1 protein-coding gene is annotated in these 15,439 nt (G+C 49.9%); it reads left to right on the forward strand.

Annotated features, from left to right (window positions below):
• Positions 1-28: 28 nt before the first annotated feature.
• A partial coding sequence (locus BUB19_RS14295) for a malectin domain-containing carbohydrate-binding protein (RefSeq protein ID WP_143156045.1) occupies positions 29-15,439 on the forward strand: 15,411 nt, incomplete at its 3' end.

Raw genomic sequence — 15,439 nt, forward strand, 5'->3', positions numbered from 1 at the left:
GGAATTATTATCAAACCATTTTGTACACATGAAGCACCTTTATTTGCTCAAAGCGCTCTGTTTGTTGCTGTTATTTTTTAACACCACAGGGTCGCAAGTCAATGCATCCTATCCTGCGCTATCTGGTCCCGGACCGGATCCGGTCGATAGGCCAGTTATTTCCGGGGGTTCAGCAGCATCTGCGGACCTCCCAGGCCTTTATCGTTTTCGGGAAGCACCCTGCCCCGGCATCAGTCCGCTTGACTGTGACCAAATCGAGGTAGGCTTGCCCATTAACCTTGATTTTTCTACAGATCAGGGGGGACTTTCCGAATCCGGATTTACCATGGTATTGGAACCCAGCGCCCCCCTGACCAGTCCGACAAATCCGGATGTTCCGGGTTATGAGCCTTCGCTGATCAGTCGGGATGCCACAGGCCTGGCCATCACCAGTACCAAGGGCATTTTTTACAGCCAGCCTTCCGGAAGTCCATCCAGCAGCAACACCAATTCTCAGGTTAATGCCCTGGGTGCTGGATTGGAGCTGCCTTCAGGTAAGTTTAGTGTTTCCGCCACCATGATCAATCCGGATTTCGGAACGAGTTCGGGCAACAGCTCACAGCAGGCAGGAATCTGGTTGGGCAAGGATGAAGACCATTACGTCAAATTGGTAGTTGTCAAAAATGGCAGTCCCAACCAATGGAAGATTCAGCTTCAGGTGGAAAACATGGACAATACGTCCAGCCAGACGGCTTTTCTCGAAATCAATACCAGCAACTTGTCAACGGATACAGGTCCGATAAACCTGCGTCTGGAATTTGACCCTGTGTCCGGTACGGTACAGGGTTTTTACCGTCTGGGTGCGGGTGAAGAAGTACCGGTAAGCGGTCCTGAGGGCAGCAGCCGTCCGGTGCCTGCATCCTATCTCACCGGTACAAGCTATTCCGGCATCTTTACCAGCCACAGAAATGCCGCAGCGAGTGAACCCATCACTGTTCTTTTCCAGGATTTTTCCATTGAGGCCGATCCAGTGGTGGATCCAAGCCTGATCAGTGTTCCCTACCGAATGAATGTGGCGGGATTTGATTACACCAAAGAGGGGGATCTCTTTGTCGCAGAAAATACGGATTACCTGGTGGAAACCGGGGAGACCGAAGCATCTCTGACTCAAATCCAGGAACCCTATCTGGTACCGGGAGGTCATCAAGACCTTTACTATCCCAGGAGGTTTGGAGCAAATTTCGGCTATAATTTTCCAATAGCCAATGGGGATTACACTGTGCGTGTACACATGGTGGAAAATTACCATAATGCAGCGGGAGCACGGATTTTTGACATCATCATGGAAGGTGATGTGGTACAAGATAACCTGGATCTTTTTGCTGTTTTCGGTAGGGGTGCATTGGGTATTATCCAAAACAACGTGACGGTTAGTGATGGCGAACTGAACATGCAGTTTCTGGCTACAGAAAACAATGCGCTGATCCAGGCCATTGAAATACTGCCACTGACCGCCAGTTCTGACAAAGATATTTTTAATTTTAGCCTTCCTGAGCAGGCAGATGATGCAGTGATCGATCAGCAGGCAGGGACGATTGAGCTTTCTGTGGCTTCGGGTACGGATCTCAGTGCACTGACACCGACTTTTACCCTTTCGGACCTGGCCAGCTCGGTGCCTGCATCCGGAGCGGTTCAGGACTTTTCCAGCCCGGTGAACTATACGGTCACGGCTGAAGATGGCAGCCAGAAAGTATGGACCGTGACCGTTACTGCTTTATCGGCTGATTTTTCTTTTATAGAAAATTTTGACGGCTATGGTACCGGCAATTTGCATGAGATAGCAAGCTCACAATGGCTGAAGGAGAACGCCGGGGATGCTTCCATTCCGGTGTTAAGTGAAGGTTTAAGCCCAAATACCAGCCATTCTCTTGATTTTTCTCTGGGCAATCATGCGCATGACCTGATCCCGTTGACAGACAATCCGGTAAGTCTGACGCCTAATGTTCCCTTCTATTTTGCTACCTATTTCAATATTAGCGGCTTTGGCGCTGGTGCAGGAGACAGGATCAGGACAGCCATCCGCATTGACGAGGATTCTCCTTCTACACCATGGGTGCGGTTGCAGATGGCCAAAGGAGGGGCTACCGGATTGATTGCCCGAATCGGCCTGGGTGTTCCAGCGTCTGACAATGGCACGGCAGAAGTGGCATTTGGAGAAACCATTCAGTTTCTCGTGAAAGGTGTATGGGATGGAGCTTCCAGCATCAGTTACCAGTGGACCATTGATCCGAAATTGGCGGAGTCAGCCAACGCCTGGATCACAGCAGGCACACAAACGGTTTCCGGTACCCCTAAAATCGGACGGCTTTTTATCAGTTCGGCATCCACCAACGACGGGAAAATCGGGCCGGTACGCCTGAGTACCGATTACAGCGAAGTGGTGACCGAAGAAATTGAAGAAGAAAACTTAAGTTCGGAAAAAAATATACTGGCATTTTCTCTTGCAGGTCTGGGCAATACAGGCGATATCGACACAGAAAATGCTTCCGTCACCTTTAACGTGCCCTTTGGCACGGATATTACAGCCCTGGCTCCTGAATTTACACTTTCCGATGGGGCCAGTGCCTCCCCTGAAAGTGGCGTAGCGCAGGATTTCAGCAGCCCGGTAGTGTATAGCGTTACGGCGGCCGATGGCAGCCAGCAGGACTGGACTGTAACGGTAGTTATAGCAGACCCGCTGCCCTGTTCGCCATGGAGTTTACTGGATTGTAACGGCATAGCCAAAGCGCTTCCTTTACGTCTGGAATTTGACGGTACCGAAGGAGGCCTGCAGGATGGCAATGGCCTGGGCACCGGATTCACCATGGTTGATCCGCACGGTGCAGACCGGCTTGCAGCCGATTTGCCGGTAACTTATGAAAATGTCGTTGGCTACGAGCCGTCGAAAACAGAAATCAACGGGGGTAACCTTACTTTAACTGCCTCCAAAGGGATAGCATACCTGAATCCCGGCCAAAGTGCCAATACCAATACCCAGGTAAATAGTCTGGGGGTTGGCCTGACTGACCTGAGCCAGCCATTGGTGATCGAAACGCAATTGCTGAACATCAATACAGTGGGTACTTCAGCCCAGTCCGGAATATGGTTCGGTCTGGATGAAGATAACTTTGTCAAACTGAATGTCAATGCAGACAATGTGGAGATCCGAAGGGAGATCAATGCCCTGTCCGAGAATGGAGCCACTTCACCCGACCAGATACAGGTCAACGATGTGGGAGTAGCCGGGCAGGATGTGACCCTGAGGTTAGTCATTGATCCATCTGACATGAGTATCAAAGGTTATTATGCCATAGGGGCAGGAGCTTTTGTACAACTTAGTAAGACCGGATTGGATGCACTTGTGCTGCCACAGGAATACCTGAATGGAATCAGCGTAGGGGATAATGCAGCTATGGCCTTTGCAGGGATTTATTCTTCCTACAGGAATGGTAACAGTCCATTTGACACGGATTTTGCTTATTTCTCTGTGGAGCAGGAAAGTCCGGAATTGAGTCTGGGTTTCTCTGCAACACAATTGACTTTCTCCGGCGAACAAGGTGCTGACATTGCAGCTCAGGTGGTTGATCTGACTGCCAGCTTTGGGACGCCCGAGGTGGTGCTATCTGACGATCCGGATTCCGGAGAGTGGTTGATTCTTCCCACCAATCCGGGTCTGGGAACCCTTGAATTTGGGGTGAAGGAAGACTTGCCTGTAGGCACTTATTCCACTACAGTCATAGCGATCGACCAGCCCGATTTGGGTTATACCAATGCTGAAATGGAGGTGATCCTGGAGATTACGGAAGCAACTGTTGATCCGGGAACACCTGATTTTGATTTGAATATCAATTTCTCTGATCCGGAAACGGCAGCTCCATCAGGATACGTCCGCGATGCGGGGGATGCTTATGGGGACAGGGGCAATGGCTTCAGCTTTGGCTGGCTGGATGCTGCTAATGATTCTCCGGCAGACCTAACCCTGAATGGAAGAAACCGGGAAGTAGCGGGCGTAAGCCTTCTGCAAAACACCCTTTCCCACATGCAATACGGGGATGTTTCGGACAATGCCGCCAATGGATACCTTCCTGATGCGAAATGGGAAATTGAAGTACCGAATGGTACCTATAGCGTAACCGTTGCGGTAGGTGATCCCAACATTGATGGATCGGTTGAGGATACCCCTTCCCATACCATCAATGTGGAGGGAGTAAATGCGATCAATGCCTTTGTCCCCACCGGGGATGCCGGAGCGCCAAGCCGTTTTACTACGGCCACGCTGGTAGTCACCGTTACGGATGGCAGGCTGACCCTTGATCCTGGCGATGGTTTCAATACCAAGATCAATTATGTGCAAATCAGTTCCAGTGCCGGGGGAGTACAAACACCAAGTATCCTTGGCGTAAATCCTGCGGATGGGGCAGTTAATGTGCCTGTCAATAGCAGTATTTCTGCCAACAACCTTTTCCTGCCCAATCCAAATGAGGATGGACTGACCAGTGTGGACAACAGCACCATTACCAACAACACGGTAAAACTTTTCAAGCAGGGCAACAATACACCTGTAGGAGCAAGTGTAAACGGGACAGGTGGAGGAGATGCCATCAATCTGGTGCCAAACCTGCCTTTGGAAGCCAATACCACTTATGTTTTTGAAGTAGACGGGGTAAAAGACCTTACCGGAGAAACCTTTGCGTTCTTTACTTCTTCCTTTACCACAGGAGCAGGAGGAAGCACCGGACCGGTAACTGACCTGGACAATGTATCCTTTACCAAACAGGGGGCAGTGGCAACCGGCGACAAGTACACTACGCTGACCATAGGTCCGGATGATAAATTGTATGGATTGACCATAGGTGGTGATATCCATCGCTGGACCATCAATGCTGACGGTACCCTTTCCGGCAAGCAAACCCTCAGTAGCTGGAAAAATGCTTACGGAGGAAGAACGGCTGTTGGACTGGAATTTGACCCTTCGGCAACAGCAGGAAATCTGATCGCCTATGTTTCGCACAACTCTGCCGGTTTGAGCAGTGCACCGGATTGGGACGGAAAACTTTCCCGACTGACCGGAGCGAATTTGGAAAATGAGGAATTGCTGGTGACCAACCTGCCCAGATCTCTGAGGGATCACCTCACCAATAGCATTGCATTCAGACCCGGAGAACCAAACGTGCTTTACTTCAATCAGGGCAGCAACAGTGCCGGAGGAGCACCTGACGGTGCCTGGGGCAACAGGGAGGAAAGCCTGCTTTCCGCAGCAACGCTGAAACTGGACCTGGACAAACTGCCTGCCACGCTTCCCCTGGATGTAATGACAACAAGGAACCAGACGGCCATCAACAATGTAGATGTTAATTCACCTGTACTGGACGGCATGTACAATCCGTATTACGTGGATGCACCATTGACATTATTTGCCACTGGGGTAAGAAATGCCTATGATTTGGTTTGGCATTCCAATGGCCAGCTTTATGTGCCCGCCAATGGTACCGCCGGGGGAAGCAATTCGCCTGCATCTGTAAGCGGGACCAGAAGGCCTGATGGCAGCATCTACGATCATTCCGATCCTGATTTTCCTCCCATTCCTGCCGCCAATAATAATAATGTGCAAAGGGATTGGCTATTCAGGATGAATCCTTCGTCCGGATTGGGGTACTACGGTCATCCCAATCCGTTCCGCGGAGAGTTTGTCATGAACCGAGGGGATGCGGATGTGGACAAATACAATGGTGTGGAACCGGATATTAATTACCGGGGCACCGCTTTTGATTTTGAATTTAACAAATCGCCAAATGGCGTTATCGAATACCGCAGCAATGCTGAAAATGGTAACCTGACCGGTGCCCTTTTGGTAGTGCGCTACAGTGGAGGCAGTGATATCATCGCCCTGGTACCAGACGGACCTAATGGGGATATTGCTACTTTTAAGGAAGGCATTCCCGGATTTACCGGATTTGGCGATCCGCTGGATCTGATCGAAGATGTCAATACAGGAAACATCTATGTATCAGATTATGCCAGGAATGAAATCGTGCTGCTGAAGCCAAGTAACCAGGCTGCCCCTGCACCTTCCATTGCCGTCAGCAAGGACGCGATCAGTGGGGATGCCATCACCACAGGAGTCAATGAGTCTGTTTACTCCGAGGAAATATTACTGTCCAACCTGGGTAATGCGCCTCTGGAGGGGATCACTGCTGAAATCAGTGGCACCCATAGCAATCAATTCTCGGTTTCGGGACTTCCCACCACGGTGGCTTCCCAAAACTCCGCTTCCTTTACGGTCACTTTTGACCCCACGAGCAACGGACCTAAATTTGCTCAGTTGACGCTTTCCGGCAATGGTGCAGATCCCGTTCAGATCAGTTTGAGTGGATTGGGTAAAACAGGAAACGGAGGAAACAATGAGCCTTCCCTGCAATGGATCCTGGATACCCAGCTCGGCCAGGGTCTGGTCAACGTAGGCGATACCGATCCTTCTACCAATCTGATCAATCTGCCTACCGGACAGTCTTACAACAACCTGCTTGGCGATGAACTGGATATCCAGTTCTTCCAGCGCGCCACTGATGCGCCGGTAGAAATTGAGGTGCTGGGCATATATGGTCCGGATGGCAGCAATCCAATAGTAGGATTTGGCTGGTACAACAGCACCGATGGTGGATCTACCCAGGAGCTTTTCACGGCGCAAAACACCATTACCGGAAACGCACAGACTCTCAATCCGGTCATCAACGGAAGTACTTCCTTTGATCCGGGGACGGGAAGCTTTGGTTTCTACAACAGGTGGCCATTCTTCGGAAACCGCTTCCTGTACAGTGAAGATGCGCTGAATACTTTCAGTGGGGCCATACCACATCATATCAGGGTCTATGCTTTACCGGGAGAGTCCAATGCCTATATCATTGCCACAGAAGAACATATCAGTGGATTTGACTATCAGGACATTGTGGTCATTGCCAGAAATGTAAGACCTTTTGATGGAGAGACCACTGGATGCTCACCAATAAGCTTGCTGGATTGTGATGAGCTGGAGGTAGGTCTGCCATTTAGCCTGCAGTTTAGCGGAGATGAAGGTGGATTGGGCAACACCGGCTTTACCATGGTGGACAATCCTTCTGCCCGACTGCAGGTAGATGCACCGGTATCCTATCCGAATGTACCTGGTTACGAACCTGAAAGACTGGAGTTGACCAATGGAAACCTGCTGATCAATGCCGCCAATGGAATTGCTTACAGGACCAATGGAACCACCAATACCACCAGCACAGATGTCAATTCCCAGATCAATACCCTGGGAGTAGGTATTGATGCCACCGGATATGGCAATTTCAGCATCCGAACCACCGTACTTAATCCTTTCAGTGATGGAAGCGACAATTCTGAACAGGCGGGTATCTGGTTTGGTCTGAATGAAGACAACTTTGTGAAACTGGTTGTAGCCAATGGGGGCAAGGTGGAAATCCTTCGCGAAATCAACGGATTGGCTCCTGCGGACGCAGCGAACAATATACAGGCGACAAATGTCGCTGGACTTCATAGCAGTGCAGTAACCCTGCGCTTGTATGTAGATGTTGAAAATAATTTACTGACAGGATATTACAGCCTCAATGGAGGAGCAGAAACCGAACTTGGTTCCGTGGCCCTTCCTGCGGTTTACCTCAATGGTAACCCGGCTCACAATGACCTGACTTTTGCCGGCATATTTGCCAGCAAGCGCAGGGAAACAGTGGCAGAGGTGCAGTATACCTTTACTGAATTCTCTGTAACACCAGATCAGTTGCCGGATACGGATTTTGATCCGATCAAGATCAACTTCTCCAGACCGATCGATGATATTCCTGCGGGATACATCCGAGATAGCGGTGCGCCTTATGGTGACCGTGGAGAAGGAAGGACCTATGGCTGGTTGACCTCCAATGGACAGACCGGCCTTAACCTGACAGACAATACCCGAAACAGGGATCTGCCTGGCGTGAACCTCATTCAGAATACCATTATTCACATGCAATATGGTGATGTAGGCGGGACAAATGGGATCAATACCGAAGGTATCTGGGAAACGGAGGTACCAAACGGGACTTATGAAGTCACTGTAGGGGTAGGAGATCCGCAAGTGGACACCCAGGAGGGAACCACTCCATCCCATACTATCAATGTAGAAGGTGTGAATGCGGTAGCTGATTTTGTGCCTGCAGGAGCTGACGGAGCGGCCAGCCGAATGACCAGTGCCACTGTAACGGTGAATGTGCTGGATGGAAGGCTGACTGTAGACGCTCAGGGAGGATTCAATACCAAGATCCATTCATTGGAAATCGTGCAGACCTCAGGCTCTGATGTTCCGGTATTTACCAACGTAACACCCGCAAATAATGCCACTAACGTATCATTGAACGACTTACAGGTGAATGTGGAAATTCTCACGCCAGATGGATATGAATTGGATAAGAGTACCCTTGCCGGAAATGTCAATCTCTACGAGTTGACCCAGGATGGCGAAGTATTGGTACCAAGTAATTCCAATGATACAGGTGGTGGGGATGCCATCACCTTGACACCTATTGGTAGCTGGAAAGAAAACACCACTTATATTTTCAGAATCACCGGAGTGGAAGCCAATCGTTCGGGAGACCTTTCCGACAGGTTGACCTTTGCAACTTTTGAATCCAGGTTTACTACTGGTACTCTGGATGACTTGCCTGTACCGGTGAGAGATCTGGAAGGAGTGGCTTTTACAACTGTGCCTGGCGGTGTTGAACTTGGCGAGGGTACCATTAATGAGCGGTTTTCGAGTCTGGTGATAGGACCTGATGGTAAGCTATATGCAAGTACAGTTGGAAACTTCCAGGGAGATGGAGAGATCTTCAGATGGGAGATAGAAGCTGATGGTACCCTGAGCAACCTGGAAGTGTTGACACCTGCGCTAAGTGGCTCTCCACACCCTGAGACGGGAATCAGTGCGGGCGATGATCGCCTGATCATTGGGTTGGTATTCGATCCCGCATCCACTGCGGATAACCTGATTGCCTATGTGACCCACAGCGCAGCATCACTAAGCAATGGTCCTGCCTGGGATGGCAAGCTAACCAGACTGTCTGGTCCGGATCTTTCGACCGTGGAAGACCTGGTAATTCATTTGCCACGTTCTACCAAGGACCACCTCACCAACAGCCTTGCATTTGACGAGAGCGGCCTGATGTACATTGCTCAGGGAAGCAATTCGGCAGGTGGTGCACCCGATCCGGCATGGAACAACCGTCCGGAAAGATTGCTGGCTGCTGCAGTGCTGCAGGTAGACCTGGACAAGTTACCGGCCAATCTGCCTTTGAGTGTGTACACCACAGACGATATCGCAGTGATCAATGCCGCTCCGGCAAATGGACTGCTGATGGGGGATGGGTCTACCTATAACCCATACTCGGCCGATTCTCCGGTGACCATTTTTGCGACGGGCATTCGAAACGCTTATGACTTAGTATGGCACTCCAATGGCTGGCTTTATGTGCCCACCAATGGAACTGCCGGCAACAATAACAATTCGCCAAATTCTCCATCCACAAACGACTATCCGTTGGCCAGGAGAATAGACGGATTGACCAGCATTCCTTTTGCCCCTGCACTTACAGGCGGAGAAACACAGAAGGACTGGTTGTTCAAAACCCAGGGAGGTAGCTATCACGGACACCCCAATCCATACCGGGGTGAATTTGTCCTGAATCACGGAGGTATGCCTTACAGTGGCGTGCCTGGCCAGGAAACCGCACCGTACAGGGATGTGTCCAAATACCCAACTACGCTGGGCCCGGATCCAAACTACCGTACTCCAGCCTATGACTTTGGTAACAACAAGTCACCAAATGGTGTAATCGAGTACAAGAGCGACGCCTTCGATGGAAAACTTCAGGGATTACTGATGGTAGTGAGATTCAGCGGACAGGATGATATCTTCGTCATGGAGCCCAACAACAATGGCAACATTGGTGAAGTTTACAACCAGATTCCTGGCTTGAGCGGATTTGATGATCCCCTTGATCTGGTGGAGGATCCGAAGACAGGAAATATTTATGTCTCCGAATACGACCGGGACAACAACGGTATCCCGAGACTGACTTTACTGCGGGCAGCCATTCCGGCTACTTTAAAACCGGAATTGGTGGCAGAACCTGAGGAGTTGCTGTTTGAAACCACCAATAATACGGCGGGAGATCAGTCGCAGAGTAAGTCTGTGCTCCTGACCAATGAAGGTAACGAAAGTGTGACCATTACGGGAGTAAGTATCAGCGGACCGTTTGCAGATCAATACAATCCGGTAAGTCCTTCCGGTAGTATTACGCTCGAACCAGGAGAGGATGTCAACTATACGGTGACCTATGCACCGGACCTCAATAACAGCAACCTGGGTTATCAGGAGGCAGTGCTGGTATTCGCTACCGACAACCCGGATCAGCCAGAGTTTGAAGTAGGGCTCCATGCGCTGAAGAAAACCGGCTATGAAGGTGGGAACGAACCACCACTGCAGGATGTAGTGGATGCTTTGGGAATAGGTATCGATGTGGGATGGACTAGTCTGGCCGATGGTACACAACAAGTATTGAAGGGAGAAGAAGTGCTGGTGCAGCAATGGGTGAAAGCCGGGCCTGGTCAGGTAAATATCATTCCTGTGGGCAGGTACTCTCCCAACGAGGAGATTCCTTTCGGCTGGTATACCAGAGATGAGGATGTTGTCCTGAATGAGGTGGGCGTGATGTCCGGAGTATTCGGGCAGCACCAGACGCTCTACCCGGATATCTCGGATGGAACAGATAATTTTGATCCACAGGGTGCGGTATTCGGTCTGTATGTAACCTCCAACGTATTTGGCAGAAGCAACTTTACTGAAGATGACCTGAATACCGGTGGTGTTGCCAGAAGGGTAAGAACCTATCCTGTAAAAGACAGACAAGGCAATCTGGTGGACAACAGCTATCTTGTTACCTATGAAGATGCTGACAATGGAGACTATCAGGATTACATGTTCGTAATCGAAAATGTGATTCCTTTCGAGGACGGCACACTTCGATTGAGTTTTGATCCTGAGGTAATCAGCCTGAATGGAACCGTCAACGACAGTGAACCTATCGTTCAGGAAATTACCCTGAATGCCAATGGCGGCCTGACTGCAGGAGAGGTGAGCCTGAGCAGTTCGGATGACCGGCTTACGCTGCCGGGTTCCTTCGAGTTGGGAACTCCGTTTGAAATCAGTTTTGACAAGTCTGGTTTGGCACTTGGCAACTATACGGCTACACTTTCCGCAACAGCGCCCAATTATGTGGAAGCTACGCTGGAAGTCCGGGTCAACATTACTCAGGAAGCCGTATATGTTTATCAATTTAATTTCCAGACACCAGAACAGATTTCAGCATCTCCCGAGGGATATATAGACGACCTGGGTGCTCCCTATGCCCTGCAAACAACTGACCAGGGTCAATTGAACTTTGGATGGGTAGAACCCGGTACCGATAATCCTGCGGATGCCAGCGTAAACGCAAGAAACCGAAACACTGTGGCCGATGAGGATCCATTGCGCAACACCTTTACCATCATCGGGCACCGAACAGCCGCCACCTACCCACAAAGAGACTGGGTGGTGGAATTGCCCAATGGATTGTATAACGTAAACATCAGCGTAGGTGACCCTGACTTTACCGATAGCTACCATGCCCTGGATGTGAATGGTGTGCGTGTGATCGACTTCAATCAGGAAGCCGGCAATCCGGAAAACCTGACCTTCTTTGACAACACCGAAATGGTCGAAGTGACGGATGGCAAGCTGAGACTGGCGCTGGCACCTGAAGGTGTGAATGCCAAGCCAAATTATATCCGTATCGCACCAATCAACACTGCGGCCTTGCCACCCACGCTGAGTGCATTCTTCGAAGGCCTTGAAGCTGAGGAGGGCATATACAGAGGGCCTGTCTCTGTTTCACTGGAAGCAGCGGATCAAAGCGAAAGCGGTGCAATAGTGAGGCTGGAGTATAGTGTGAATGGTGCCTCCTTCGAAGAATATGGTGAGCCGGTAGTGCTTTCCGATGCCGGAGAGTATCAGTTGCTGATAGAAGCTGAAGATGCCAACGGCAATGTGACCTCGAGAAATTATTCCTTCAGCATTGAAGAGCCAACGGGCGCATTGGTCGAAATAGAGAACATGACCAAAGTGCCGGGTACCGACAGAGGTTTCCCTGCAGAAGATTACTTTACCTTCTACAGGATCAACAATACCGGTTCTACCGGCGCCAGGTTCCATGACGGGAATGTCATGCGACTGAACAACACCGGAACCGAGCCATTGGTGATCGACGAGATCAATATATCTGATGAAAACCGATTTATTTACAATATCGTGCCTCAGGGAATTGAGTCAACGACCTTGCCGCTGGTAATTGAACCAGGAGCCTCGAGAGACCTGTCACTGACATTTATCGGTCAGAACGGCAACAATACTACACTGATGAAGGAGAGTATTGAAATTGTCAGCAATGCCGATAATGGGGTCAAAGCCGTAGCTACCCTGCATGGGGGATATGTACCGGTACCTGAGGGTGGAAAAGAAATTGATGCGCAGCAGGTGTTTGATGCCTTTGGATTCAAGACCAGCATGTTGAGTATCGTCAATGATGATGGTACCATCAATCCACCCAATACCATCACCTACAGGCCAAGCTCAAATTATCCTGACCCGGCCAATATTGATGCCGGCTATGAGGGAGACATGATCCTGTCTGACAATTTTGTACAGGCAGATCCTACCAAACCGGTAATTGGGATCCAACTCTCTGCACTTCATGGTGGGCCTTCCAGTAATGGTTCACGATTGGTAGAAGTAGATGGAACCGGTACGGTAGGTGGTATAAACTTTGGCCATCAGGCAGACTGGTATCAGACCCTGCTTCCCAAAGCCGGGGATAACGAAACCGTTAACTTCGATATGGCCAACACCATCAATCAGGCTTTCAGGATCTCGGTCGCCAGCTATCTCTCCAGTGGTGGAAACAACATCAATGGAAATCGTCCGGATCTGCTTGGACTGAGAATTTACAAGGCCATTGACAGAGATGGAAACATCATTCCAAATGAGTACATCGTCCTTCAGGATTTTGTGCAGAACGGTTGCGGCGCAGGTTCAGCCAACTGTGACTGGAATGACAATACATTCTATTACATCAACATCAGGCCTGAGGCGGTACCGACCGCAGAAGACCTTGCTGATTATATGGTTAATATCGGTGATTCCTTCAGCACAGATCTGTCGGGTTCCTTTGATAAAGGATATCCTGGTAACAAACTGCAATACAGTCTGTCACTTGCCGGTGGAGGCGCAGTACCTGCATGGTTGAACATCAGTGAACAGGGTGTATTGGCAGGAACGGTTCCTCTGGATGAAGAGAACAATTATAGTCTTATCGTCACAGCTACAGACCTGAACGGATTGACTGCAGATGCCGAAATGAACCTGATTATCAATAAGGCGCCCGTGGTTGTACTGGAGTCTGATGTCACCGAAGGCAGGGTACCACTTACTGTGGCATTCAGCAGCGATAATTCCACCGATGAAGGTGAGATCGTAAGCTATGCCTGGGACTTTGGAGATGGAAATACCTCTACGGTACCGAATCCTACCTATACCTACAACAATATAGGTGAATTTGAAGTGGTGTTGACGCTGACCGATGAGAGCGGTCTTGAAAATTCTGCGACACAACTCATTAAAGTGGTAGATTTGGATGGACCTCTGGCAGTAGCTGAGTCAGATGTGCAGCAAGGTTTGGCGCCATTGACAGTACAGTTTGATGGAACGCAATCCGAGTCAAATACCAATATCGTCGAATACCTGTGGGATTTTGATGACGGCAATACGGCTACGACAGTGAGTCCTGTCCATACCTTTACTTCGGCAGGAACTTATACTGTGTCGCTGACGATTACCGATGATAATGGTGAATCCGATCAGGCAACGCTCACCATTGAAGTTCAGGAAAACCTGCCTCCGGTAGCCGTTCCTGAAGCGAGCGTAACCACTGGTGATGCGCCACTTACAGTCGCTTTTGACGGCTCAGGCAGTAGTGATGATCAGGGTGATGTAACCTATCTCTGGGATTTCGGAAATGGGGATACTTCTTCTGAGGCGAATCCTGATTATACCTTTACCCAGCCAGGTACATTCAATGTGACCCTGACTGTGACCGATACAAACGGCAATGAAGATGTGCAGCAGATTCAGGTGGTCGTAACATCACCTGGCGTACAGCCTTCTGTAGCCATCAGGGTAAATGCCGGTGGACCAGAGGTGAGCTATGAGGATAAGGTGTTTGTAGCTGACAATTATTTTGAAGGAGGTAAAACCTACTCCAATACCAACGCTACCGTGCCATCCTTGTACCAGACAGAGCGCAGCTCTACACCTAAAGTATTTGGCTATAATGTACCCTTAGCCAACGGTAACTATGAGGTCATCCTGCATTTCGCAGAAATTTACCATGGTGCCACAGGAGGTGGAGGCAGTGCTGCAGCCGGCCAGCGGGTTTTTGACGTGAGTATTGAAGAACAACTTCTGTTGGATAACTTTGATATCAATGCGGAAGTAGGAACCCAGACACCTACCACACGAACCTTTGAAGTAGAGGTGTCTGACGGTGAACTGAACATGGACTTCTCTGCGCTGTCTGCAGATGGCGGAACTGATCAACCCAAGTTGGCCGCATTTGAGATTTTGAGTATTGCTGAAGAACCGGTAGTTCCCGATTTCACCCTCTATCTGAATACAGGTGGCTCAGCCGATGTAAGCTATGAAGGTAAAACGTTTGCAGGTGATGCAAATCTTCCTGCCTACTACGATACCGATCATACCTACACCAACGTAGCAGCCAGCACGGATGCCCTGTTCCAGACCGAGAGAGGTTCCGGAGCAAATCTGGCCCCGCTGACCTTAAGCATAGCAGTACCCAATGGTACCTATACCGTCAGTACCTATCACAACGAATTGTATTTTGGCAAAGTAGTGAGTGGTAGCGCAGGCAGCAGGGTGTTTGACATCCTGATGGAAGGCCAGCTTGTTCAAGATGATTTGGACTTCTTCCTGGAATCAGGAAATGAGCCGCTGAAATTGACATTCAACGAGATAGAAGTGGCGGATGGTATTCTGGAAATCACACTTGCCCCAAGTGCGAACCGGCCAAGTATTTCCGGAATTGCCATAGAAGGAACAACCTCAGCCAATGAGGCACCGGTAGCAGTAGCCGAAGCAGATGTGACCGAAGGTTTTGCTCCATTGCCGGTGAATTTTACCGGGGACAACAGCAGTGATGCGGAAGGCGAAGTCAGCTACGAATGGGATTTTGGAACGGGTATTACTTCTACAGAAGCGAACCCGAGCTATACCTTCTCAGCC

The sequence above is a fragment of the Cyclobacterium lianum genome (assembly GCF_900143075.1).
GTDB lineage: Bacteria > Bacteroidota > Bacteroidia > Cytophagales > Cyclobacteriaceae > Cyclobacterium > Cyclobacterium lianum.